Origin of the sequence: Paenibacillus lignilyticus, assembly GCF_017942085.1 — a bacterium.
Classification (GTDB): Bacteria; Bacillota; Bacilli; order Paenibacillales; family Paenibacillaceae; genus Paenibacillus_Z; species Paenibacillus_Z lignilyticus.
In genome coordinates, this window is record NZ_JAGKSP010000014.1 from 19129 (window position 1) to 45452 (window position 26324).

18 protein-coding genes, 1 pseudogene, 1 riboswitch and 1 other annotated feature are annotated in these 26324 nt (G+C 56.3%); of the genes and pseudogenes, 10 read left to right on the forward strand and 9 right to left on the reverse strand.

What is annotated here, in order from left to right; genetic code table 11:
- Positions 1-2 precede the first annotated feature (2 nt).
- The 5 genes from argS to speE all read right to left on the reverse strand — a co-directional run bounded on the left by argS (position 3) and on the right by speE (position 4975).
- Complete coding sequence (gene argS, locus I8J30_RS24950; protein ID WP_420831254.1) at positions 3-1742, reverse strand: arginine--tRNA ligase; 1740 nt, start codon at positions 1740-1742, stop codon at positions 3-5.
- A gap of 60 nt (positions 1743-1802) precedes the next feature.
- Positions 1803-2104 (reverse strand) — a binding site (T-box leader).
- Positions 2105-2177: 73 nt separating this feature from the next.
- Positions 2178-2696 carry a DNA-deoxyinosine glycosylase gene (locus I8J30_RS24955; protein ID WP_210662756.1) on the reverse strand — a complete coding sequence of 173 codons (519 nt, stop codon included), beginning with the start codon at positions 2694-2696 and terminating at the stop codon, positions 2178-2180.
- A gap of 62 nt (positions 2697-2758) precedes the next feature.
- The gene (locus tag I8J30_RS24960) at positions 2759-3010 is read right to left on the reverse strand and encodes a DUF7667 family protein (protein ID WP_090985995.1); all 252 of its coding nucleotides are present in this window, start codon (positions 3008-3010) and stop codon (positions 2759-2761) included.
- Between the two features lie 248 nt (positions 3011-3258).
- Positions 3259-4128: an agmatinase gene (gene speB / locus I8J30_RS24965; protein ID WP_091225111.1), complete on the reverse strand. Its 870-nt coding sequence runs from the start codon at positions 4126-4128 to the stop codon at positions 3259-3261.
- Between the two features lie 19 nt (positions 4129-4147).
- Complete coding sequence (gene speE / locus I8J30_RS24970) at positions 4148-4975, reverse strand: polyamine aminopropyltransferase (RefSeq protein WP_091225112.1); 828 nt, start codon at positions 4973-4975, stop codon at positions 4148-4150.
- Positions 4976-5274: 299 nt separating this feature from the next.
- Between speE and I8J30_RS24975 the strand changes: the two genes are divergently transcribed.
- From I8J30_RS24975 to I8J30_RS24985, 3 genes and pseudogenes are all read left to right on the forward strand, one after another.
- Complete coding sequence (locus I8J30_RS24975; protein WP_420831255.1) at positions 5275-7305, forward strand: transglycosylase domain-containing protein; 2031 nt, start codon at positions 5275-5277, stop codon at positions 7303-7305.
- A gap of 855 nt (positions 7306-8160) precedes the next feature.
- Positions 8161-8615 (forward strand): annotated as a pseudogene (locus I8J30_RS24980) (VOC family protein).
- Positions 8616-8630: 15 nt separating this feature from the next.
- Positions 8631-9326, forward strand: a complete 696-nt coding sequence (locus I8J30_RS24985) for an SDR family oxidoreductase (RefSeq protein ID WP_210662758.1) — start codon at positions 8631-8633, stop codon at positions 9324-9326.
- A 99-nt stretch (positions 9327-9425) separates the two neighbouring features.
- On the opposite strand, the gene I8J30_RS24990 is transcribed toward I8J30_RS24985, so the two are convergent.
- From I8J30_RS24990 to I8J30_RS25000, 3 genes are all read right to left on the reverse strand, one after another.
- Entirely contained in the window at positions 9426-11261 is a 1836-nt protein-coding gene (locus tag I8J30_RS24990) for an ABC transporter transmembrane domain-containing protein (RefSeq protein ID WP_210662760.1), read from the reverse strand.
- The gene (locus tag I8J30_RS24995) at positions 11258-13018 is read right to left on the reverse strand and encodes an ABC transporter ATP-binding protein (RefSeq protein ID WP_210662762.1); all 1761 of its coding nucleotides are present in this window, start codon (positions 13016-13018) and stop codon (positions 11258-11260) included. The genes I8J30_RS24990 and I8J30_RS24995 overlap by 4 nt, the downstream gene beginning before the upstream one ends.
- Before the next feature lie 174 nt (positions 13019-13192).
- Positions 13193-13717, reverse strand: coding sequence for a YwhD family protein (locus I8J30_RS25000; protein ID WP_210662763.1), 525 nt, complete (start codon positions 13715-13717; stop codon positions 13193-13195).
- A gap of 154 nt (positions 13718-13871) precedes the next feature.
- Between I8J30_RS25000 and I8J30_RS25005 the strand changes: the two genes are divergently transcribed.
- The 3 genes from I8J30_RS25005 to I8J30_RS25015 all read left to right on the forward strand — a co-directional run bounded on the left by I8J30_RS25005 (position 13872) and on the right by I8J30_RS25015 (position 17698).
- Complete coding sequence (locus I8J30_RS25005; protein WP_210662765.1) at positions 13872-15872, forward strand: M1 family aminopeptidase; 2001 nt, start codon at positions 13872-13874, stop codon at positions 15870-15872.
- A gap of 37 nt (positions 15873-15909) precedes the next feature.
- The gene (locus I8J30_RS25010) at positions 15910-16728 is read left to right on the forward strand and encodes a hypothetical protein (RefSeq protein WP_210662767.1); all 819 of its coding nucleotides are present in this window, start codon (positions 15910-15912) and stop codon (positions 16726-16728) included.
- 308 nt (positions 16729-17036) lie between these two features.
- Positions 17037-17196, forward strand: a riboswitch (cyclic di-AMP (ydaO/yuaA leader).
- 4 nt (positions 17197-17200) lie between these two features.
- Complete coding sequence (locus I8J30_RS25015) at positions 17201-17698, forward strand: C40 family peptidase (protein ID WP_240548367.1); 498 nt, start codon at positions 17201-17203, stop codon at positions 17696-17698.
- Between the two features lie 115 nt (positions 17699-17813).
- Here the strand turns inward: I8J30_RS25015 and I8J30_RS25020 are convergent, their stop codons facing one another.
- The gene (locus I8J30_RS25020) at positions 17814-18233 is read right to left on the reverse strand and encodes a hypothetical protein (RefSeq protein WP_210662769.1); all 420 of its coding nucleotides are present in this window, start codon (positions 18231-18233) and stop codon (positions 17814-17816) included.
- Positions 18234-18482: 249 nt separating this feature from the next.
- On the opposite strand from I8J30_RS25020, the gene I8J30_RS25025 reads away from it, so the two are divergent.
- From I8J30_RS25025 to I8J30_RS25045, 4 genes are all read left to right on the forward strand, one after another.
- A complete protein-coding gene (locus tag I8J30_RS25025) occupies positions 18483-18644 on the forward strand; it encodes a hypothetical protein (protein WP_210662771.1) in 162 nt (53 codons plus the stop codon).
- A 311-nt stretch (positions 18645-18955) separates the two neighbouring features.
- Positions 18956-23731, forward strand: a complete 4776-nt coding sequence (locus tag I8J30_RS25035) for a DEAD/DEAH box helicase (RefSeq protein WP_240548368.1) — start codon at positions 18956-18958, stop codon at positions 23729-23731.
- Positions 23732-23981: 250 nt separating this feature from the next.
- On the forward strand, positions 23982-25205 hold the full coding sequence (locus tag I8J30_RS25040) for an MFS transporter (protein WP_240548369.1): 1224 nt from the start codon (positions 23982-23984) through the stop codon (positions 25203-25205).
- A gap of 36 nt (positions 25206-25241) precedes the next feature.
- Positions 25242-26204 carry an acetylxylan esterase gene (locus tag I8J30_RS25045; protein WP_338044941.1) on the forward strand — a complete coding sequence of 321 codons (963 nt, stop codon included), beginning with the start codon at positions 25242-25244 and terminating at the stop codon, positions 26202-26204.
- Positions 26205-26324 lie beyond the last annotated feature (120 nt).

Below are 26324 nucleotides of genomic sequence, written 5' to 3' on the forward strand. Positions count from 1 at the left end.
GTCTAGATCTGTTCCGGTGTCCGCAGTCCGAGCAAGGCCAGCCCCGAACGAAGCACGCCGGCAACCGCCGCGGTCAGCAGCAGCTTCGCCTCGGTGTCCGCCGGATTCTCCGTCAGAATGCGCTCCTGATGATAGAAACGGTTGAAGCGTTTCGCCGCATCGAGCAGAAAACGCGCCACAACCGCCGGTTCATTCTGACGCAGCGCGCCGGCAATCGCTTCGGGATAGGCGGCCAGCAGCTTCATGCATTCCCACGCCGCAGTCCCTGAGAGATAACGCCCCAGATCGCTTCCGCTCACTGCACCGGATAAGCTGCGCGTTTCGGTTTCGGCTAACGTCAGCTTCCCTTTGGCCAGCAGTTTGAACGCTCTTGCCGCCGTGTATTGCACGTAAGGGCCGGTCTCCCCTTCGAAGCGAAGCGCCTCATCCAGCGAGAAATCCACTTCCAGCATGCGATGATGAAGCAAATCGCCGAACACGATTGCACCGATCCCAACGGCTTCAGCGGTATCCCGCGCATCTTCCAAATCCGGATTCTTCTCGGCGATAATGGCTGCAGCCTTGGATACGGCCTCGTCCAGCACCTCATCCAGGAAGATGACCTGACCTCTGCGCGTGGACATTTTGCGGCCTTCGAATTTCATCAGCCCAAACGCGAGATGACGGCATTGGTCTGCCACTTCCTCGCCCATGCGCTTCAAGACGGCAAACACTTGTTGAAAATGCAGCTTCTGCTCCGCCCCTACCACATACAGCAGTAAATCCCCGCCCATCTCGTTCTTCCGATAGAGTGCCGTAGCTAGATCGCGCGTCGGATAAATGGTCGTGCCGTCCGACTTCAGAATGAGGCATGGCGGCAACCCTTCCTCTTCCAAACGAACAACCTGCGCGCCGTTGCTTTCCTCCAGCAGTTGCAAATCTTGCAGGCGCGAGACGACGGCAGCCATTTTATCGTTATAGAAGCTCTCGCCGAGCGTATAGTCGAACCGCACGCCAAGACGTGTATACACGCGGTCAAATTCCTCCATGCTGAACGAGACAAAATATCGCCACAGCCGGTGCGCTTCCTCATCGCCGTTCTCCAGCTTCCAGAACCAATGACGCGCTTTGTCCTCCAAAGTCGGATCCTTCTCGGCTTCCTCATGGAAGCGGACATACAAACGCAAGCTCTCGCGAATCGGCTCTTCCTTGAGCTTCGCTTCATCCCCCCAGCGCATATACGCTTCCATCAGCTTGCCGAACTGCGTACCCCAATCACCGATATGGTTGACGGTCACAACCTCGTAGCCGGAGCTGCGGTACATCTGAGCAAGCGCGTTGCCGATCATCGTCGAACGCAGGTGGCCGACGCCGAAAGGTTTGGCGATATTCGGAGAGGACATATCCATGATGACGCGCTGACCCGTCCCGGCCTGCGATTGCCCGAAATCGGCCAGCAGCAGCGGAGCGAGCAGCCTCGGTGCCCACTCTTCCCGAACGAGGAAGAGATTCAGGTACGGACCTTTGGCTTCGGCGCGAATCGTCGGCGACGTTCCGGAATCGGCTCCGGCACCGATCCGCTCCGCGAGCTCTGCGGCAATCGCCGCCGGCGCGCGTTTCAGTTCACGCGACAGCGCAAAGCAAGGAAATGCGACGTCGCCAAGCTCCGGGTTTGGCGGGAGCTCCAGCAGCGCCACGATGTCTTCATAGGTCAGCGATGGTACATGCGGCTGCAGCTGTGAAGCTGCCCATTGCAATAACAGGTTCATCATGTTCATCCTCCCCGATTTGTGGTTAGAAACAAATAAAACCCCCGTCTCTAATAAAGAGACGGAGGTTCATTTCCGCGGTACCACTCTTCTGGTTTTCATTATGGCTGCACGAACAACGAACAACAAACAGCGGCGGCCATGCCGAAAACCTCTCAAGCACGATAACGGGGTGACCGGATTCATCTACTTACAGAGGCGCACTTCAACAAGCTCCCCGCATGTTCAATGGATCTACTCCCGGGTCCGCTTCCCTTACGCCGCTGCGCCGGCTTTCACCAAGGATGATTCGCTCATCCAGCCCGGCTCGCTGCTAGCACCGATCTGCAAGGTACTGTCCCGTTCATCGTATGTAGCTGTTATTACTGACTGTATTTTCCCTATTATATGCAACCTCGCGAAAAAAGCAAGCCTCTTGTGAAGGTTTGCCTAGGTCTGTTCGAGCGGAATTAAGTATGGCAGCAAAATGCGCCAAGCTTCGATCCGGTCTGCAGTCGTGCGCATCGCGGCCGTTGGAATCGGACTGGTCGACGGCAGCTTGAGCAGCGTAATGCCGCCGAGCTCGGGCAAGCTTTTGAAATACTTCAAGAACGTGTCATGCGACTTCGCCCCGTTGCACACAATGCAGCTAATTTCCGGATACTCCGCCAGCAAGCCGGGAATGTCATTGGGACGCTCCTCCCGGATGTTCACATCGAGACTGCCCTCCCGCTGACAGGATTCAATGACATCCCAGAGCGCAATTCCACGAGCCTTGGCAAAAGCGAGCCGTTCCTCATAGTCCGCATCCGGCGTTAGGCCGAACAGGCCATACACCACCGGCCATAAATGATTGCGCGGATGGGCGTAATATTGGTGCTTCGCGAGCGAAGCCGTTCCCGGCATGCTGCCTAGGACAAGCACCCGCGCACGATCGCCGATCTCCGGCGGAAATGAATGTACTCTCATCACGCAGTCCCTCCCCTCATCTCCATAGGAAACCAGAAAGAGACGTTTATTTCAAGCCCCGGCTAGAGCTGAGGCGATGCCGGCGGCGTTCCGGTCAGCCGTTCGATTTTGCGGCATATATCGTGCTGCCATTCCGTATCGCCTGTCATCGAAGCCAGCAGCGAGAGATTGTACAAATTCGCAACTTGTCGGCAAATCATCGCGTTCACCGCCAAGCAATGCTCAAAGTCTGCCAGCTCCTCCGCCGAGAGCTGTCTCTTGCTTCGAACCGTCCACAGCTCCGCGAGCCGCTCGTGAATTGGCAATAGGCTCATAACTTGCTCGCCCCCTTCAATTGTTAGACTACTACTATTCATTATGACCAAAAAATGAAGCCCTAAGCGGCGGGCATGCGGTAGTCCTCTAACCGGAGCTGCTTTATTGTTATTTTATAGCTGATTCCGGCACTCTGAAACTTGACCGTCGAAAAAGAAGAAGCCTGATTTGGGAGGCTGAATAGAGCGACGAAGGCTATTTAGAAAACAACAAAAAAGGACGGGAGCATCGCTCCCATCCTTCGCTATTATTTAATAAAGCCAAGCAGCATTTCGCGGATGACTTTCGCCGCGACGATCTGTGTTTGTTCCGTAGGGTCATAAGCCGGCGCTACCTCAACAAGGTCACAGCCGACAATATTAACGCCGGAACGAGCAATGGCGTGAACCGCGTCAATCAATTCCTTCGACGTGATGCCGCCGGCTTCCGCCGTACCCGTTCCCGGTGCCGCCGATGGATCCAGCACGTCGATGTCGATCGTCAGATAGACAGGACGGCCTTCAAGCTCAGGCAATACTTTCTTCAAAGGCTCAAGCACTTCGAACGGGTGGAAATTGATGTTCTCGCGCGCATATTGCCACTCTTCGCGGGAACCGGAACGGATACCGAATTGGTAGACGTTCTTGCCGCCGATAAGGCCGGCTGCTTTGCGAAGCGGTGTCGAGTGGGAAAGCGGCTCGCCTTCGTACGACTCACGCAGATCCGCATGAGCATCAAAGTGAATGATCGCCATGTCCGGGTACTTCTTGTACACCTCTTGGAAAATCGGCCACGACACGAGATGCTCGCCGCCAAGTCCGACAGGCATTTTGCCGTCGTCCAATACGCCGCGAACGAATTCACCGATCACTTCAAGCGAGCGAGCCGCGTTGCCGAAAGGCAGCAGCAAATCGCCGGCGTCGAAATATTCGATATCTTCCAGGCTGCGATCCAAGTACGGGCTGTACTCTTCCAGACCGATCGACACCTCGCGAATGCGCGGAGGGCCGAAACGGGAGCCTGGGCGGAACGATACGGTAAAGTCCATTGGCATGCCGTAAATAACGGCTTTGGACGTGTTATAGTCATCCGAGCTAAGGATAAACACATTGCCGGAGTATTTCTGATCGAGTTTCATAGGTTGCGTCGGTCTCCTCTTACTTCACCAGGTCTTCCACAAATTTCGGCAGTACGAAAGCCGCTTTGTGCAGACGCGGGGAGTAATATTTAGTATCGATTTCCGGGATGCTGGACTCGTCCACTTCAAGCGGATCGTATTTCTTGCTTCCCATTGTGAACGTCCACAGGCCGCTCGGGTATGTTGGCACGTTAGCCCAGAATACGCGAACGATCGGGAACACTTCTTTCACGTCGCGGTTAACGTTCGAGATCAGCTCCGGCGTAAACCAAGGGTTGTCCGTTTGTGCTACGAAGATGCCGTCTTCCTTGAGGGCATCATAGATCCCTTGGTAGAAGCCGCGTGTAAACAGGTTCACCGCTGGGCCAACCGGCTCCGTGGAGTCAACCATTACGACATCGTACTCGTTCTTGTGATCGTGGATGTGCATGAAGCCGTCATTCACGATCACTTCTACGCGAGGATCGTCCAAACCGCAAGCGATTTGGGGAAGATACTTCTTGGAGTACTCGATAACTTTGCCGTCGATATCAACCAGAACAGCCTTCTCTACGTTCGGGTGTTTCAGGATTTCACGGATTACGCCGCCGTCGCCGCCGCCAACAACGAGCACTTTGCGCGGATTCGGGTGCGTGTATAGAACAGGGTGAGCGACCATTTCGTGATAAACCCACTCGTCTTTGTCCGTTGTCATAACCATGCCGTCCAGAACAAGCATCGTGCCGAACTCTTCCGTCTCGATCATATCAAGCTGTTGGAATTCCGTTTGCTCGCTGACGTAGGTTTCTTTTACTTTCATCGTAATCCCATAAGTCGGGGTCTGTTTCTCCGTGTACCACAATTCCATTGTTAAATCCCTACTTTCGTTTATGTAGTGGTGCTATTGATCATATGGTCCAATGTATCAATCTGTATTATAAGTTAACGGGGGGAAAAAGCAACCTTTTGCCACCCTCGCACAAAAATTTCATAATACGCAAACGCTCTTTCTGAATAGGGTGTCCCATTGTTTTCCATACTAGTTGGATGAAGCGGACTTTCTTCCGGTTAGGAGACTTGCAGATGAAAAGATGGTTGAAACCCATATTCAGGCAGGGCGGCGGCATGAAGCGCCGACTGCCTGTTTCTATTCAATTGGAAAAATGGATGCCGCTGCTGAAGCATGTGAAACGGTGGCTGGTTTATTCGGGCGTGGCGTTGCTGCTGCTGTTCATATGCGCCTTCGGCTTCCTTTATTATTTGCGGGAGCAGGCGCTCCCCGCTTCGGCGATCAGCCAAACGTCGCAGATGCTCGACGCGCAGGGCCATATCATTGACACGTTTCATGCCGGCGAGAACCGCCAATCGGTGCCGTTAAAGCAAATTTCGCCTTATCTTGTAGAGGCTACGCTCGCCATCGAGGATCAGCGTTTCTACGATCATCTCGGCTTCGATATGAAAGGGATGGCCCGTGCGGCGGTCGTTAACGTTGAAAATATGTCGCGCAAGCAAGGAGCAAGCACGCTGACCCAGCAGCTCGCCCGCAACCTGTATTTGACGCATGAGCGGACCTGGTCGCGCAAGCTGAAGGAAGCGATGTATACGATTCAGCTGGAGATGCATTACTCCAAGGATGAGATTTTGGCGATGTATTTGAACCAAATCTATTACGGCCACGGTGCCTACGGCGCAGAAGCCGCAGCGGAGCTGTATTATGGAAAACACGCGTCGGAGCTCACTTTAGCTGAGAGTGCAATGCTGGCGGGCATTCCGAAAGGCCCCAAGTACTACTCCCCCTATATGGATATGAAAAATGCCAAGGACAGGCAGCGCACCATCCTCCAAACGATGGTGGATCAAGGAATTCTGCTGCAGCCCGACGCCGAAGCGGCGGGCGCTGAGCTGCTTCGGTTCGTGCCGCTCGGAACGAGCAAACAGGCCGGAACCGCGCCATATTTCCGCGATTATGTGCGCTATATGGCGGTCGATAAGCTTGGCATCGACGAGCGGACGATGAGCGAAGGCGGTATTCGCATCTATACGACGCTGGATCCCGATGCGCAGCGCGCGGCGGAAGAGGCTGTCGCTTCCGGAATCCCGGCGGATTCCGAGCAGCAGGCCGCGCTCGTCTCCGTCGATCCGCGTACCGGCTACATCAAGGCGATGGTCGGCGGCCGCGATTATAAGACCAACCAGTATAATCGCGTTTTTGCCAAGACGCGGCAGCCGGGGTCGTCTTTTAAGCCGATTCTGTATTTAACCGCCCTGCAGGAAGGGGTATTGACGCCGGTATCGCAGTTTAAGAGTACGCCGACGATCTTCACCTATGATGAAGGCCGCAAGACGTATTCGCCGAGCAACTACAACAGCAAGTACGTTGGCGATTTCATTAATATGCGTCAGGCCATCGCGAGCTCCGACAACATCTATGCGGTCAATTCCATCATGACCGTCGGACCGGAGAAGGTCATCGCCATGGCTCGGAAGCTTGGCATCGAGAGCCCGATGAAGCCGGTGCCTTCCTTGGCGCTAGGCACCTTCCCGGTTAGTCCTTTCGAGATGGCATCGGCATTCAGCGCATTTGCCAATGGCGGTGTACGCATGGAGCCGACGGCGATCTTGCGCATTGAGGACGCCAAAGGCGAGGTACTGTACGAAGCACAGCCCGCTTCCTCCGCCGTAGTCGATGCCGCGCATGCGTATGTGCTCACCAGCTTGATGGAGAGCGTGTTCGAAACCGGCGGAACCGGCAACCGCGTCTCGGCGATGATCAAGCGCCCCGTCGCCGGCAAAACCGGCACGACCGCAACGGACGCTTGGCTGGTCGGCTATACGCCGGAGCTGGCTACGGCGGTCTGGGTCGGCTACGACAAGGGCCGCAAGCTGACGCCCGTGGAAGCGCGCCGTGCCGCGCCGATCTTCGCCTCCTACACGGAAGCGGCGCTGTCCGCCATTCCGCCGAAGATCTTCCCGCTGCCCGATGGCGTCGTATCCGTCTACATCGACCCGCAGAGCGGCAAACTCGCCGGGAAGTCCTGCCCGGACCGGCGGCTCGAATCCTTCGTCAGCGGCACCGAGCCGGTAGAGGTCTGCGGCGTTCACGGCGAAGGCGATGCCTCGGGTGCGCAAGACAGCGGCGCGCAAGCCGAGCAGACGCGCCACTGGTGGAAGCAGCTCAAGCGCTGGTGGTCGAACTAGCGTTTGAGCTGAGGCTAGTGGGCGCTAGTCGCGGCGGGAGTTTGCCGTAGGCTAGTCGCGATAGAGCTTGCCTTGGGGTAGTCCATGGGCTAGTCGCAGTAGAGCTTCCAATGCGTGGTAGTCCATAGGCTAGCCGCGGTGGGAAAGGGTTGCTTTGCCATCCGAGTTCTCGGATGCGCGAGGTAACCCTTTTTTGTGCTGTCAGGCGAGTGGGATGCACCTTGTACGCTTCTCTCACATGTAGATCTCCTCGCGTGCTTCTTTGCACGAAATCATACATTTTGCTGAAATGTAGATCTCCTCGTGTGCTTCATGAGATCAAAAACCTTCAATTACTACATATGTAGCTCTCTACGCACGCTTATTACTCCCACCTCCAAATTAAGAGCGGTAACCAGTACCTTTCATGAGCTTAACTCGGCGATTTGCGCTCAATGAACGGCATTAGGTTCCTCTCTTTCAACTAAATTGCATTGTTGGGTCCAATGTACGGTACCTGTTACCTCTCACGTAAATAAACACCTCTAAAAGTTAGTTACTCAAGAGCTCACTTCGACGCATCCCCGCCAATGTGTTGCCCTGAGAGCTACTTTTTCGATCATTTCGCCGTTCCCCCACCAATGTGTTGCCCTAAAAGCTACTCTTTCGCTCATTTCGGCGCTCCTCCACCATTGTGTTGCTCTGGGAGCCACTCATGCTTTTTCCTCAGCATTTCGGTAACCCCCTGACAGGTGAATAGCTTGCAGCTGGGAATTGACACTCTTTTTGACGATTGGATAAGATAGCTGTGTAAGTGTATGGAAGATTGTGTAATCGTCTATGTCTGGCTTCCCAACTATGGAGAGGATGTGTTCGCTGTTGTCAGGACTACTCGGCAATAAAGTCATTACGCAAATCGGCATACTCGTCAACGATATCGACAAGTGAGTCAAGCTTATGCGGATTTTTTCGGGATCGATAAGCCGCAGGCGATCATTACCGATACGGTGGATAAGGCGCAAACGGAGTTTAACGGCGCTTCCACCGTGGCGCGGGCTAAGCTCGCTTTTATTGATATGGGCTCTTTGCAGCTTGAATTGATTGAACCGGACGAACATCCGAGCACGTGGCGAAATTATTTGGACGAGCATGGGGAAGGGCCGCATCATATCGCTTTTGAAATCGAAGGCATGAAAGAGAAGATCATGCTGCTGGAGGGGAAAGGTTTCCCGCTTCAGCAGAAGGGTGAATATACAGGCGGGCGGTATGCTTATATAGATACCATCCCGGCATTGAAGGTGCTCGTCGAGCTGCTTGAGAACGATAAATAGGAGTGATCAGTGAGCATGAATATACTGCTAACCGGCGCAAGCCGCGGACTTGGCTTAGCGATTGCCGCCGAGGCACTTGAGCGCGGACATGGCGTGATTGCCGGGGTTCGCGATGTGAGCGGCGACAAGCTAGCGACACTTAGCGCAACGTACGGGGACCGGCTCATTATAGCCGAGCTCGATGTTGCCAGCGAAGAGAGCGTTGCCGGGCTCGCTTCCGCATTGAAGCGCGAAGGCCGAACACTTGGCGCGATCGTCAATAACGCGGCCATCCTCAATGCCCGCAACACTCAAATAGAAGAGCTCGATATGAACGACGTTGCGCAAGCATTCGAGGTTAACTTGTACGGGCCTATGCGGGTCGTGAAGCATTTTCTGCCTCTGCTTACGGAATCGAATGGCGCGCTTCTGAATATCTCGTCCGAGGCAGGCAGCATTACGAACGCCTATCCCGGCGACTATCCCTACAGCATTTCGAAGACGGCGCTCAATATGTTCTCGCAGCAGCTTCACCGCTATGTAAACAAACGCCGCATTCAGGTGCTCAGCATTCACCCCGGCTGGATGAAGACGGATATGGGCGGCGAGAACGCTCCAACCGACCCGCGTGCCAGCGCCCGCGGAATCGTCGACCTATTGGAGCGCCGTATCGTCCCGGAAGCGCTCGGTTTTCAATTCGTGGATTACACCGGCAAGGAAATGCCGATCTAACCGGACCGAATCGGATCGGATCGCCCACGCCTCCACACGCAAATCACCACGAAAAAAGCCTCTGCAGCCAAGGCAACTTGCCGCCTGCAGAGGCTTTTCCTATGTTTCCGGCTGAAGCGCTGCCCCTTCGGGCAATGCAGCATCGGCCGTCCGTTCATCCCCGCTCCACAGCTCCTGAAAGGTCGCGCTTATGCGCAGCAGCTCCTCCGCCGTCCCTTCCGCTTCGATGCGGCCATCCTTCATGACGATAATATGATCGGCATGCGTCAACGCCGCTCTGCGATGCGAAACGACCAAGCAGGTCGCGTCGCCCCTGCTCTGGAACAACCGCTCCCACAGCTTCTGCTCGGTCTCGACGTCGAGCGCGCTCGATACGTCGTCGAACACATAAAGCTGTGCATCGCGCACGAGCATGCGCGCAGCTGCCGTTCGCTGCATCTGACCGCCGGAGAGCTTCACCCCGCGCGGCCCGATCATCGTCTCCAGTCCGTTCTGCAAATGGTCGAGGTCATACTCCATCACGGCCGTATGAATCGCCTGCTGCAAGTCATCCCCTCGCTCCTGCTGACCGAGCAAAATATTGTTGCGCAGCGTATCGCTGTACATCCGCGGAATTTGCGCCGAATACGCGCTGTTCGCCGGCGTGAAGAAGGTACCCGGATCAACAACGGTCTTTCCATTCCACACGATCGTTCCTTCATCCTTAGGCAGCAGCCCGAGCAATGTCCGGATAAGCGTCGTCTTCCCGGAACCGATCGCGCCGGTTACAACGGTGAACGACCCGCCATCCAGCTTAAGCCGAATATCCTCGATTCCTCTCCCCGTCTCGGGGAACCGATAGGTTAACCCTTCGACTTCCAAGGAACGCAGCGGTTCTGCATCCGATGGACCCGTTGCCACCGCCCCCGCAGCAGCCGCTGCGTTCTCTTTCACAGCGCTGCCTTTGCGGAGCCGCAGCCCTTCCTTCAATATGAGCACGCCGGCAGGCGCGCCTTGAAGCAGACCTTTCAGCCGATCCAGCGCGACACCCATCTGCTTGAAATACGTAATGAACTTGCCTACATTCGTAATAATCGAGGTTACGAACGTCAAATAGTAGACAAACAACGAGAAATCACCGACGGTGAACGAGCCTCCGCGGAGCTTCTGGCCTGCGAGCAAGAGAATGAGGCCGATGCCAAGGTTCACGGAATTCGTAAAGATGGAATCCAGCACCTCGCCCATCAGCTTATCCTTCAGCATCGTTTGACGCCTCGTATCATTAAACTTGCGGAAGCGCTCGATGACACGTTCTTCCGCACCGGCAATCTGAATGGCCTGCACATTCCCGAACATTTCGCTGATTGCCCCCGTCACACGAGAGGTCGCTTCGCGACTGGCCGCGCGATACTTCTGCAATCTGGAGGTCGCCAGCTGCGCAACTGCCACAACGAGAACGAGCGGCACGAATACAAGCAGGGTCATTTGCGCGTCGATCCCGATCAAAATATAGCTGGAGACCAAAGCGAAGCAGGTCATGCCGAACACATCGACCGACCAGCTGGCCGCTTCCTCGGACTGTTCCACGTCATCGCGGAAATAGCTGATCGCTTCTCCCGGCGAGCACGGAATCGCCCGTGCACCGGGCTGCTTCAGCACATGCTTCAGCATATTACGGCGCAGCATCATCCCCATGCGGAAGCGGAAATTCACGTCGGTGATGAATCCGACAATAATCAGAACAACACGGGCGAGCGCCGCAGCGAGAAGCAGCGCGATAATGCCCCAAGTCCCCATCTGCAGGGAAGCGTCGCCTGTGAGCGAATCGAAGAACTCCTTGGTTATAAGCCCCGGAATAATCGGCACCATGTAAATGACCGTCCAAGCGGTCGCATTGATGACATAACGCCATGTCCGGTATGTGATGAGCCCCATTAGAAATTGAAAAGTCGTCATACGAGCACCTCCTCAAGACCGGTTGCCAGCATGGCACTGAAACGCGATGCCGGATCGGATGCAAGCGCCGTTCTGCTGCCTGCTTCGACGACGCGGCCGTTCTCAAGAATCAGGATACTGTCGGCCCGCTGCACGGTAGCCAATCGATGCGCAATGATAATACAAGAACGGTTCGCAAGCAGCGTGCTGATGGCCTGCTCAATGCGCTGCTCCGTCATCGGATCAAGACGCGACGAAGCTTCATCCATGATGACAAGGCCCGGATTGGTCAGAAAGACGCGGGCAAAAGCCAATAGTTGAGCTTCTCCTGCAGAGAGGCTTCCTCCGCCGGAAGCGAGCCGCGTGTCCAGCCCTTCCGGCATCGCCTCGTACCAGCTTGTTAACCCAAGCTGATGCAAGACGGCAATGATTCGCTCATCCGGTATAGCATCATCGTAGAAGGTCAGATTATCCCGAATGGTGCCCTCCATAATTTCGATCGTCTGCGTAACCATCGCAACACGGTTGCGAAGCTGACTTAGCTTCAACTTGCGAATATCCGTTCCGCCCAAGGACACGCTCCCTTCCTGCGGATCATAGAACCGCAGCAGCAGCCGGGCCAGCGTCGACTTCCCGCTCCCTGTCCGGCCGAGCAGGCCGAGCACTTCGCCGGGCTTCAAGTCCAAAACCAAGCGATCAAGCGTAGGCTCGCCCGTACCATCCTCGTAGCTGAAAGTAACCTCATCGAACTTCACACCAAGCGCGCCGGAAGGGAGTGTTGCTCCGGGTCCGTCAACGATAGAAGATCGCGTCTCGAACAATGCCCGAATACGCGATATGCTGGCGTCCGCTTTCTGCAAATCCTCCATCTGGGTGCGGATCTTCTCAATCGGCTTCGTAAGCAGCTCCGTGTAATAGAAAATCAAATACACCGTACCGATCGAAATAGAGCCCGCCTTCCATAGATAGGCACTAATTGCGAATGCCATCGCATTCCCTAATGCAAAAACAACGATGGTCGTGCTCCACATCGCGCCAAAGCCCAAAAAAGCCTTCACGCGAAGCGGCAGCATCCGCTGCAGCATGCCGTAGAAGCGATTCATCACGAACCCGGAAGCCCCATTGGCCCGGATATCCTCCGTCCCTTCCAGCTGTTCGCCGATGAAGCCGTACAGATCGGCATTGGCTTGCCGCCAATCCTTCCACAGCGGCGCAGCCAGCTTCCGTATGCGCTGGATGACCAGAATCGCCGCAATCACGAACACCGTCATGCCGGCGCCGATTAACCAGCTCTCCCGAAACAGCAGGATCAAGATGCCCACCATCAGCAAGAAATTGCCGACTAAGTTAATGATCATGCTGGAGAAGAAATTCGCCAGCGCATTCACGTCTCCGTCCACCCGTTCAATAATAGCGCCTGATGTATGCGACTTATGAAACGGCATATCCAGCGACAGACAGTGCGCCGCCAAGTCCCCGCGGAGCACATTCGTTGTTTTCCAACCGATGTTCTCACTGAAGTATGTAGCTATGACCGATACCGCCCCTTGCGCAAGGGAAAACCCGATGAACAGGCAGGCCGCGATAAGCAACGGCTTCAAACTGCCTTCCGATTGTGCGGTATCAATAAAGAAGCGGATGATTTGCGGGTTGATCAGCTGTAAGCCGATCGACAGGAACAGCAGGAAGGCAAGACCGATTAATGTCCGCTTCTGCGGAAGCAGATAGCGCCGGAGCAGCTCCGAATAATGATTGCGCGATACGCGCGGTAAATTCATGCCGGTTCCCCCTAATTTTAGAACAAACGTTCTGTATTTCGACTATACCATAATCAGGATGCTCTTCGAAACAACAGAATAATAAAAAGCCGCTTCACCTTTCTCCACGTAAGAGAGACGGCAAAACGGCTTATTCGGCAGCAAAAGCGCTTGTCATACATTACGCAATTTACATTAAACGTTCAGTGCTTCCTTCAACTTATCCGGCGAGCGGTCCCACCACTCCTGATTGTTGGTGACGAGCAGCTTCTTGAGCGCCGCTTTCTCTTCCGTTCCAAGCTCATCGAGCACGAAACGGCGTTTGATCGCATAATCCAAGTTGTTGACGTGCTGGGCAAGGATCTTCCAGCCTCTGCGCGCTTCGGTGTCCACCAGCATCGGGCAAGCGGTTGCCCCTGCATAGAACGAGCCTTCTTCATTACGGTCAACGGCTACCCAGACGATCCAGCACAGACGGCCGTTAGGCACATCTTCCTTGTTCGTGCTGAATTTGATCCCCTTCTCGATCTTGCTCTTCGCATGCATCGCGCCTACATCAATATAAGCCTCGCCGTTATCGATCATGACGCAGGACACGCTGCTCAGGTCAATCGTCCCCGCACCAAAGCCTTTATGTTCCTTATTGCTCACCACGTTCAAAGAGAGAGACTTCTTCTCTTTCTTCTCCACGGGCTGTTGTTCTTTCTCTTGATCACTCATCTTACGCTTCAACTCCCATCTCCAAAACACTGCGAATTCCACGTCCGGCGCGGTTTTAGCGCCTGTCCGTACATTAATTCCATTTTAGCTAATAATCTCGGAAAAGCAAACATATACATGCTTTAGATGCTTGTCAACGGGAGGGAATCTTTCAATGAATCCACGTAACGCCAAACGTTTTCTACTCTTTGCCCTCGTCGCCGTGATTCTGGGCTTAACGGCAAGGCAAGGGTTCGGAGATGCCTGGGTTTCGCAATATACATACGCCTCCGCTCCTGCCAAGAAAGACACGGCGCCGAAGCCTGCTGCTCCGTCCACTGCTCCGGAGCCCGATATTGTGATGCAGCCAAAGCCGGTGTCGCTCAGCAAACGGGTTACGGAGTACCACATCGATGTGAAACTTCAAGAGGATACGCATATGTTGATCGGGGAGCAGTCTGTCACATGGACAAACCCCGGCAGGCAGCAGGTATCCGAGATGTATTTCCATCTGTATCCGAATGCCTTCCGCTCCAAAGACACCACCTTCATGAGAGAATCCGGCGGTCAGCTCCGCAACGATAAAGCGACTGCGGACAGCATCGGCTACATGAACCTGCTCTCCCTGGAGACGACCGAAGGCTACAGCCTCCTCCCTCGTCTGCATTATGTGCAGCCCGATGACAGCAATCCGAATGATTTAACGCTGGCCAAGCTGCGGCTGCCCCAGGCTGTCGCACCGGGCAAAAGCGTCACGCTTCGCATGAAATTCGAGGTCAAGCTCCCTGAAGTGTTCGCGCGGATGGGCTATTCCGGCAACTTCATTATGGCCGGCCAATGGTTTCCGAAGCTGTGCGTGTATGAGACAGCGGGCACGCGCGGAAGAGCGGCCGAAGGCTGGAACATCCATCAGTATCACGGCAATTCGGAATTTTACAGCGACTTCGGCATCTACAGCGTGAAGATCAATGTTCCGGACAGCTATAAGGTAGCGGCTACCGGCTTCCAAACCAAACCTTCCATCGTATCTAACGGACGCAAAACCTACCAGTACTACGCCGATGATGTGCATGATTTTGGCTGGTCGGCCTCACCGGATTTCGTCTATGCGGAGGAGCCTTTCTCCACGGACGGCGTTCCGGGCGTAAGGATCAAGCTGTACTTGGATCCGCTGCACGCCAAATTCAAGGACCGCTATATGCACGCAGCCAAATCCGCGCTCGCCAAATATGCGCAATGGTACGGCGCTTACCCCTATACCACGCTCTCCGTCGTGGTTCCGCCTAAAGGCGGCAACGGCGCCGGCGGAATGGAATACCCGACACTTATAACCGCGTTCGCCGCGGAGAACGAGAATCCCGGCTACGATCTGGAGCGAACGGTCGTCCACGAGATCGGCCATCAATATTGGTACGGCATGGTTGCCTCCAATGAATTCGAAGAGGCATGGCTCGATGAAGGCTTTACCTCCTATGCAGAGGACAAAGTGATGGAGAGCGAATACGGCGTGGAGCCGAATTTGCCGGTGGAAGCAAGCTACATGACGGACCCGGCCCCGCTGAAGCAGCTGTCCTGGTCCTACCACAGCAACAACCACTATGCCGAAAATGTGTACATGCGCGCGAAGCTGGTGCTCTTCGGCATCGAGAAGCAGGTCGGAGCCCAGACGATGCGCAAGATTATGCGGACTTATTTCCAAAAATATAAATTCAAGCATCCTTCCACCGCCGACTTCCAGCGCGTCGTGGAAACCGTAACGAAAACCAAGTGGAACGATTACTTCAGTCATTTCGTGTACGGGAATGCCATGTCCGATTACTCGGTCGCTTCCATTCATGTACGGCCGGTGAAGCAAGGCAATGAGACGCAGTACGAATCGGTCGTACTCATTAAGAAGACTGGCGGCAGCTCCGGGCCGGTGTCGGTCGTGTTCCATTTTGCCGACGGTACGCTGATGCCTAAAGTGTGGGATGGCCAAGAAACCCACATTCAATATAAAATCGTGCACCCTTCCAAGCTGCTGTGGGCCGCCGTCGATCCGCACAACGACAACGTGCTCGACAACAAACATATCAATAACTTTATGAAAGCCGAGCTGGCGGAGAAATCACGCACTCGCTGGAGTGTCGGCGTCTCCAAGCTCATTGAGAGCATATTTGCTTCCATCGCATGGTGATGAGTCCCACACTACTATTTCCAGGAGGTGATGATAAATGAGAACGCATCTGAAGCAAGGCTGGCGACTGACCGTTAAGCACTTCTACATTATCATTATGCTGTTTCTATATGAGTTGATATGGGGCTTCTTCCTCTATCGAACCATTGAAGGCATAACCGTACCGCTGCTAAAAAGGTTCCCGGACAGCATTGGCAGCAGCGGCACAGCCGTTCAGCTCTTCATGACGGAGGCGCAGTTCCAGCTCATCAAGACCGATCTGGTCCGCCCCTATCTCTGGCTCTTCTGCGGGCTTCTGGCCGGGCGCATCGTGATCACCCCTTTCCTCAATGCAGGGCTGTTCCACTCCCTCCACCATGTGACGGATGATACCGGCACGAAATTTCTAAAAGGCATTCGAGCGGCTTGGAAGCCGGTAGCGCTGCTTTACTTAATCGAGACGACGCTCACCCTTCTGCCGGCCATCTGGCTGTTGCCGCGGGCGTTAACGAAACTGCTGGGAAGCAACTCCCTGCTGGAGTTTGCGCAGCAAGCCGGACCGTGGGCGGGCGCTTGGCTCGCCTGGGCGGTTCTGCTCCACCTGCTTTTCCTCTCCATGCAGTTCGGAGCAGTCGCCGGAACCGGCGCCTTCCGGTCCTTATGGACGTGCATCGCGAACTTCCTGCCTTTCGCGGGCATCTCCATTCTAATGTGGGCCATCGGAGCCGTGCTCAGTATGACAATTGCCTCCGTATCGCTGCTTTGGGCGGGCCTGCTGGCGCTTATCCTGCATCAAGGCTACCAGCTGATTCGAACGATCATGAAGGTGTGGACGGTAGCCGCCCAGTATGATGCCTGGCAGTCGAAACAAGTCTAATCCATGCGGGGAGGCCGCCCACCATGTCATGTTGATGACAGTGGGACGGTCTCCTTTTTCACTAATAACTGGCATATATAAGACAAACCCCTCGACAGAGCGGGTTTTTTTGACATGGGTTTGTGTTCAAGATGAGACATGCTTTGCAAGGCGGGCGGGGACGTGAGCGAGCCTCTAAAAAGGCTGAAACCAGCGGCCGCTATACGAAAATGAGAGGCAAAAGGTTGCATTCTAATAATTTTAATTTGTGAACAAGTTGTGAACTAGGAAGGAGAAGGAAGAAAATGATCGAATAATTATGCCTAGAAATGAAAATTTTGCCGAATTCCCATCACGGGAAACGGGGGAACCATCTTGGGTGAATTGATCCCGACATCCGCAAAGCAAGACGCGGAATGCCAGAGGTGATCATAGGGAGCCTTCAACCGAACCCCACAGCTAACCTCGTAGGCACTGGAAGGAGTTTCCCGCTTTGAAAAAGGTTTCTGCACTTTTGATCGGACTGGCGATGCTTCTACTTTTTCAAACAGGAAGCGTTTTCGCGCAATCCAAAATGGATGGGGTCATCTCAGATCTGATCGGTACACCTTACGTGTACACCGGCACGACCACGAAAGGGTTTGACTGCTCCGGATTCACCATGTACGTGTTTAATAAACTCGGCGTGGATATCCCGCATGCATCCCGTTCGCAAGCACAGCTGGGCAAGAAAATCGCGAAAGCGGATTTGATTCCCGGCGACCTCGTATTCTTTAATACGACTGGCAAAGGAATCTCGCATGTCGGCATCTATGTTGGAGAAGGCAAGTTTGCACACTCCTCCAGCAGCAAAGGTGTTACCATCAGCGCTCTAAGCGATTCCTACTACTCCAAACGGTACGTTACAGCACGCCGCGTGATGAGCCCGAGCACGTATGAGAAATACGCGGACGAGCCTTCCGACGAAGCAGATGGCGGCGGCGACGAGTAAGATTGACCCGCACCGTCCTCAGGTGCCTGTGTGAGCACAAAAGAAGCCGCAGCTGTTCGTCCTTCGGGACAAGCATCTGCGGCTTCTTTTGTTTCGCTAAGGGGCGTATTCGGGATTACCGCCTTAAGTAGCGCACCCACCAAAATGTTCGGCCCACCTGGACATCGAGCTTGCTGCCGAGCGGCGCAAACAGATCATGCAGCTCGATCGGCGTCGCGCAGCCCTCGCTCCGGCGGTCGGCCATGACGACGATCGCGCCGGAGGCAAGCCGCTCATGCCAGGCCTCGAGGAAAGATTGACGCTCCCCCGCCGGCAGCTCCGCGAGGCAGAAACAAGCAAGCCCCGCATCGAACGTATCGGCCACGGCCTTCAGCTCCTCTTGTCGAACCGCCTTCGTCACCGGCGTCGTCAAGCGCGGCGTTCTTGGCCCCGTCACCCGCAGCACGCGACGTCCCGCCAGCGTATCGGTAAAACCCACCTCAAGCTTCTTCCACTCCGCCCGCCGATTCTCTAAGCTGTCCCGCCATCCTGCCATCCCGGATTCCTCCCGTATGGATTCTTTTTTAAAAGTTTATGTAACGAAGCTTAACAAATGACCGATTTTTAGCAGGATCGGACGGCGAGTTCTGTCTAAAGAGGAATCGATTGACTCATGATGAATAGTAGGATGATAGATGTGGGATGGGCGTTGGCGTGACGGTGGAGAAAGGCGTCGGTGGGATCGCTGATGCCGAGGAAAGGGCGAAAGGCGCTGCTGGCTCGACGGCTGTGTGCCGAGTAAACGGTGGAAGACGCTGGCTCGACGGCTGAGTGGCAAGGAAATGGTGAAAGACGCTGGCTCGACGGCCGGTGCCGAGAAGCGGTGGAGCTGCTGTTCGCCGGGACGGGCTTCGAGCCGGGGTCAGCGGCAGCGGTCTTCCGTGTTAATGCAGTGGTTGCACGCTAACGAATCGTAGAGGTCTTATTTTAGAGAAAATCACTACTTTTCGGTTCTAACGAATCGTAGAGGTCTTATTTAGGTGAATTGGGCTGGAAAAGGGCAATTTCCGGCCAAATAAGACCTGTAGGATTCGTTAGATTTTTATATCGTGATTATTGGCCGATATAAGACCTGTGGGATTCGTTAGAATTTTTTAGCGAGTTCTTTTGCTGAAAAAAGGGCTCTGAGGTGCGCTTTACCGTAAAAAAGTAGCTGCTAACGTCCTCTGGAGATGAAATTATACGTTCTGGGTTTTTCATAGAAAAGGAGGTTCCGCCATGTCACTCTCTTCTCCCGCGCTCGCGGGATTTCATAAGACGCTGGCCGGCTGGTTTGGGCATACGTTCGGTGAGCCTACCCCTGTCCAACTGGAAGCATGGGCCGCCATTGTGGAAGGCCGTCATACACTGATCGCAGCGCCAACCGGCTCGGGCAAAACGCTGGCGGCATTGCTGCCATGCTTGAATCGGCTTGCTCAGCGCAAGCTGGCCGCTGCCGCACGGGGAAAAGCTTTGTCATCCGGCGTGCGGGTGCTGTACATTACGCCGCTAAAAGCGCTCAACAATGATATTCAGCACCATTTGGTCGGGTTTATGGAGGACATTGAGCGGTTTGAAAGTGGCGAAGGCGGTGACGCTTCTGAGGCATGGCCGGGCATCCGCTCGGCGGTGCGGACCGGCGATACGCCTTCCAGTGAACGCGCACGCATGGCGAGGCGCCCTCCCGACGTGCTCGTGACGACGCCGGAGTCGCTCTACCTGCTGCTCACCTCGGAAAAAGGCCGCAGCATGCTCGGAACGGTGGAGACCGTCATCGTCGACGAGATTCACAGCCTTGCCGGCGACAAGCGCGGCGCGCATTTGTCGCTCTCGCTGGAGCGGTTGTCCGCGCTCGCGGCGCAGCCCGTGCAGCGGATCGGCGTGTCTGCGACGCAGAAGCCGTTGTCGCGAGTCGCGCGATTTCTTGGCGGCTGGGAGCCGCCGGCAGGCGCGGGGCTTGGCACGAGCGCGAACGACGGCGGAGCTGCGGCGCGAGATGGTGCGGCGCTGCACGGCGAGCTTGGCGCGAGCGCGGGCGATGGCGGGGCTGCGGCGCGGGATGGTGCGGCGCTGCACGGCGAGCTTGGCGCGAGCGCGTTCTTCTCGGGGCAGCTTGGCGAGACCGAGCCGGTGCATCCGCTCGGGTATGCGCAGCGCCGGGTGGTCATCGTCGAGAGCGCGATGACCAAGTCCATTGAGGTCCGGGTGACGATGCCGGACCTCAGCCGCCCTGCCCGCACGCGCGATGGCGTCTGGCAGCCCATCATCGAGCGGATGATGGCGCTGATGGAAGGCGCACGCTCCGTGCTGCTGTTCGTGAACAGCCGCCGCATGTGCGAGCGGCTCGTGCTGCGGCTCAACGAGCACGCGGGCTACGAGCTGGCGCGCGCCCATCACGGCAGCCTCTCGCGCGATCGGCGGCTTGAGGTCGAGCGCATGCTCAAGGCCGGCGAGCTGCGCTGCCTCGTCGCCACCTCCTCGCTCGAGCTCGGCATCGACGTGGGCCATGTCGACCTCGTGATTCAGGTCGACTCGCCCAAAGCGGCAGCCGCCGGCATTCAGCGGATCGGCCGCGCCGGTCACGCCGTCGGCGATGTGAGCCGCGGCTTCATCATCGCGCGATCGCGCAGCGAGCTGCCGGAGGCGACAGTGCTCTGCCGCAACATCGGCAGGCGCGACATCGAAGCGATCACCTTGCCGCGAGAGCCGCTCGACGTCTTGTCGCAACATATGACGTCCATCGTTGCGGCGGAAGATATCTCCGTAGATGCTTTGTACAAACTCATCATACATAGCGAATGTTTCCGCGGTTTTCCACGAGAACGGTTGGAAGCGGCGCTCAAGGTGCTGTCGGGATTTTATCCGTTCGCCCGGCCTCTGATGGAATGGGACCGCGCCACCGACATGCTCCGCAAACGGGCCAATACATCCATGGCCGCCATTACCGGCGCAGGCACCATTCCGCAAAGCTCCGCGTATCCCGTTCATCATGCGGACAGCCGCACACACTTAGGCGAGCTGGATGAGACCTATATAGCTGAAAGCCGCGTTGGCGACGTGTTTCAGCTTGGAACAAGTTCCTGGATGATTAGCAGCATCGAGAACGACCGCGTTTATGTTCAAGAAGCGCCGAATCGCTTTAGCGAGATCCCTTTCTGGCAGGCGGAGAACGCCAGCCGAAGCGTGGAGGTCGGCATTCAGCTCGGGCATTTTCTGGAGCAGCTTTCCGCTAGGCTGGCACTGGATGACCCCGCGAATAAAAGCGACTCCGAGCTGGCGAGAAAACGGGAAGACGTCACCATCGCCTGGCTCGACGCCGAATACGGGCTCGATCATTACGCGGCTTCTGAGCTGATCGGACTCATCCAGTCCCAGCATCATGCGCTTGGGCTGCCGACCGAGCGGCGGATCATCATCGAGCATTATCGCGATCTGATGAACCAGACCCGCATCATTATCCATAATCCGTTTGGCAGACGCGTCAACCGAACGTGGCTGCTCGCAATCGAGCGGCAATTTCAACGACTCCTGCCCTACTCGATGTACGGCAACGCCAAAGACAACGGCATCGAGCTGGTCGTGCCGGATTGGGATGCCTCCTGGCTGCAGACGCTGTGGCAAATTACGGCGGACAGCGTGGAGTCGCTTCTCACCGAAGCGATCACGGGCTCCCCGTTTCTCGGGTTATCATTCCGTCGCATTGCAGAGACGTCGTTACTCCTCTCCCGCAGCTTCACTCGCACGCCGATGTGGCAGAAGCGTCTGCGCTGCGCAGAACTGCTGAAGCAGTCGCTCCCCTATGCCGAGCAGTTCCCTTATCTTGAGGAGGCCATGCGGGAATGTCTGCACGACTATCTCGATACAAATGGACTGAAGCAGTTGCTCGAAGCCATCGCCGCCGGCCAAATCGAGGTACTGGTTAAGGAATCGCATGCGCCATCGCCTTTTGCCGTTCAATTTCTCGCCGACTACGCCAACATGATGCTCTATGAAGGCGATGGCTTGAGCGAAGCGACGCAGCTCCAACTGCTGAGCGTGAGCAAGTCGCTGGCAGGACAGCTCTTCGGCGAAGAGGCTGTTCAACGAGCGGTCGATCCAGCCATTGCGCAGACGGAGCAAGAGCGCTTGGAAATCGGCGGCCGACAAGCGCCGTCAAACGCCGAAGAGCTGTATATGCTGCTTAAACAGCGCGGCGATCTGTCGACCGAGGAGCTGACGGCCATAGCCGGTGAATCCGTACCGGGCTGGCTGCAAGCTCTGCGCGAAGCAGGGCGTATCGCGGAGCAACCGATCGGCCTCCGGCAGCATCGCTGGATATGCGCAGAGGAGCAGGACATGTACGCTGCGTTTCCCGGGAGCGACAGCGCCATCGCTTTTATTGCCGGTCGCTTCGCGGACCACCGGCTTTCTTTTACCGAAGAAGAGCTGCGTGAGCGCTATCCGCAGCTGTCACCGGCTGAGTCAGCGCATATTCCCGAGGTGCTGCTGCAGCTCGATCGGATCGAGTCCGCTCCTTTCGCCGACAGTGATGACGAGCGGATATGGACGAGCCGCCAAGTGGCCAAGCGTCTGATACGCCTGACCATGGAGCAAGCACGGAAACAAGCCGAGCCGATCGACCCTATTCGCTGGTGCGCTCATATGTCCATGCTCCAGCACGCTCTCTCCGGCTCACAGCTGAGCGGAATCGACGGCTTGCGCATGGTAATCGAGCGGCTGCAAGGCTTCTTCTTGCCCGCTTCGCATTGGGAGACCGTTGTGTTCCCTTCCCGGGTGATCGGTTATCGCAAAGACGACCTGGACTTGCTTTGCGCCTCCGGTGAAGTCATCTGGATCGGCCGCAAAGAAGAGAGCGAGAAGGAAGGCAAGATTGCCTTCTTCCTCTCGGAATCCAAGCCGCTCTATGCTCCCGTAATCGCACGTGCCGTCAAAGCCGCCGACAGCACGAAGCATCCGCGCCTGCTTGCGCTGCTGCAGGAAGGCGGGGCCAGCTTCCTGACTAAGCTAAGCCGCGATTACGGCAAGGTGCCTTCCGAGCTGCTAACAGATCTGCTCGATCTGATCTGGGAGGGCACGGTCTCGAACGACCAATTCGCTCCGCTGCGTCTGCAACTGCAGACCAAGGGCAAGCAGCTCGCCCGCACCGGCTCCGGCCTTGGGCGCTGGTACTGGACAGGCCCGCTAAGCGAGCAGCCCGTTCCACCTGCACCACCTGCAATACTCGCTCGGCCGGGGCAGTCCACACCGTCCGTTTCGCCAGCCCTGCCCGCTGAGCCCGGCCGGCCTGCCCTGCCAAACGATCCCTCGGGCGCTCCAACCGGAGCAATCGACGCCGCCCAGCTGCGCTCCGTATCCTCCGAGCTGTCGGAGTCTGCGCTTCACTGGACGCAGCATCTGCTGGACAGCTACGGCATCGTGTCCAAAGATCTCGTCGCCCAGCTCTCGCCATTCAGCTGGGAGGAACTGCTGCCGATGCTCAAGCAGCTGGAGCAATGGGGCGTCGTGACCCGCGGCCTGCTGGTGCAAGGCGTGCAAACCTTGCAGTTCGCGCGGCGCGAGCAAATTGCCTCGGTCCGCCAGCCGCTGCCCGGCCAGGACAATGCCGCCGTCACAGTCCTCGCCGCGGCCGACCCGGCCAATCCATTCGGCCTGGCCGCCGATTGGCCGAGCGTCCGCGGCGCCGGGTTCGCTCGCAAGAGCGGCAATTACCTCGTGCTGCAGCAGGGGCAATGGCGCTACTGGCTCGAAAATAACGGCCGCCACATCGTTGACCTGTCTGCTTTAACGACTTCGTCCGAGACGGCCGCGCCAAGCACTGCCGCCACCATCGGCGCTGCCGAGCTCAAAGAAATCTTCCGCATGCTGCTCCGCCAGCACGGACTGAGCAAGATCAAGATCGACCGATGGAACGGGGAACCGATTACCGAGTCGGTCGCCGCCCAAGAGATGCTGCGCGCCATGGGCGCCGAGCGCGACAACCGCTCACTTGTGCTGTGGCCGAGCAACCTCCGCTAACACAAGCAGCTTCCTTTCTACAGACAAGCAACCTCCGCTAACACAAGCAGCTTCTCTTTCTGCAGCCATGCTCCACTGGAACAAGCGGACTCTTGTTCTGCTCCGCTAAACACAAACAGCCTCTCTTTCCGCAGACCCGTACTGCAGGCTGAGAGGCTCTTTTGTTATGGAAATCCGTTATATTTTCATATCGTTCCTCTCTCCCATATATGTTATGGTGGAAATAATCTATCACGTGAGGAGCACTGGAATGTCTCGGTTAGTCTATCTCGGTTGTTTCGCTTATCTGGTCGTCGGGCTCGGTCAATTGGTCATCGGCGCAATAATGGAACCGATGGTTCACGCCTATGGCGTACAATATGGGGATGGCGGTCAGCTCGTCATGCATCAATTTCTCGGGGGAATGGCGGGGATTCTGTGCGCGCCATGGCTCATCGGAAAGATCGGCAAAAAAGCGGTGCTGCTGTCCGCCATCGGCTTCATGACCGTAGCTGAATTTCTATACACGCTGCTGCCGCCATGGTGGGTGATGCTCACGATTGCGCCTTTTGCCGGGGTCGGACTTGGCATGACCGAAGCGGTCGTGGGGTCCTTTATTATCGGGGCTTCAGGGGCAAAAGCCAACACGGCGATGAGCCGCGTGGAAACCTTTTTTGGCGTCGGGGCTTTGCTGATTCCGTTCGCGGGCGCAGCCTTAATCGAGGCCGGTTATTGGAAGCTGTCCTTCGGAATCGTCGGTGCACTGGCTGCCGTTACCTTCTTACTGTGGTCGATCTGGTGGCCCTCCGTTCTGGATCAACCCGCTGCTTCGGCGGGAGGCGCCAACGACTCAGGAGGGCATGAGGCACACGCGGGAGCCGCACCGAAACTCACTTCACGCTCGCTGGTTATTCTGGCCGCGTGCGCCGTTTTCTTCATCGTCTATGTCGGGCTTGAAATGAGCTACATCCACTACCTGCCTTCCTTGCTCGTTCAAACGAATGGTTTGGTGGAGTCGTCGGCTACGCTGGCGCTTAGCCTCTTCTGGGGCGCAATGGTCATCGGACGTTTGGTTGCCGGGCAAATCGCCGATAAAGTAGGCGGCTCGGTCTACTTGATCGGTACTTGTATCATCACGGCCGTTCTATTCATTCTGATGACCTTGTTTACCGGGGCATTGCCGGCATTCGTGCTCGCTTTTGCCGTCGGTCTGACGATGTCGGGCATGTTTGCGATTGCGCTTGTATTTGCCAACCGGGCAACGCCGGGCATGACCGAGCGGACGACCAGTTTGCTCATGGCTTGCGGCGGTATCGGCGGCGCGCTGCTGCCTAAAGGAACCGGCTGGTTCCTCGACCAGCACGGCCCGGAAGCGGTTCGCTGGTTATTCGCAGGTACGGCGGCATTGATGCTGCTCGTTATTCTGTGGGCTTCACTTGCAGCTCGTCGATCTGCTTCAGCGACGGCTTCCGTGCTCGTGACGATGCACAAATAATACTACTCAATACCGACTTGGAGGAGGCATTCTACCGTGAACGACGCGATTTCTCGCCGTAAGCGCGAGCTTATGAATTGCTCAGCGGAGCTGACGATGGATCCTGATCAGCTTCAGGCCTTCTGGGACAGGGTTTTGCGAAAATATGACGATATCCCGCTGGAGCTCCGCCGCGAGCGCGCGGACTCCCCTTTCCCGGGCATAACCGTGGATAAAATCACTTATAAAGGCTTCGACGACACGCCGATTCACGGCTGGTTTATCGTTCCGCAAGCCGCGGCAAGCGCGGGTACCAAGCTCCCTTGTATCGTAACCTTCCCCGGCTATACCGACGATCGCGGGTATCCGGAGCGCTACGCGAGCTGGCTGCTTCTCGGCTACGCCGTATTCGCCGTAGACGTGAGAGGCCAAGGCGGCGAAACCGGCAATTACATGCCGGAGCAAGCCGGCTCGGTGAAAGGCTGGGTATCCGGCAATCTGCTGGAGCCGGAAGGCTCGTATTACCATGCCCTGACGCTTGATGTCGTTCGCGCCATCGATGCCGCTGCAGCTCAGCCCGAGGTTGATCCGGACAGACTAGCTTCAGTAGGCGGCAGCCAAGGCGGCGGTCTCGCTTTAATCTCGGCGGCGCTGAATCCCAAAGTAACGGCCATTATTGCCGACATTCCGAATATGTGCAATATGGATCACGGCGTGCTCCATTCCAGCAGTTCCTTATCGGAGGTCGCGCAGCATCTCAAACGTTATCCGGACCAGCTGGAGCCTGTTCTGCGTACGCTAGCTCACTATGACATGCTCAATCTCGCATCACGCATCAAGGTTCCTGTCCTGATGTCTGTCGGTTGGAAGGACGGCGTCTGTCTGCCGGAGACGATCTATGCGGTTTACAACCGCATTACATCGGAGAAAGCGATCTTCGATTACCCTTTTAGCGGCCATGAAATCGGGGAGTATCACAACCGGGAACGGATTCTTTTTCTCCAGAAGCAGTTTCGCTAATTTTCGCCAAAAATAGCGATGGACGCATAGCTTCAATCCGCTATAATTTAGGTAAGTCTGACTACGGTTGCCTAAAGGAGTGAGCAGAGTGAACCGATCCATCTTGCCTCTCGTTTGTAC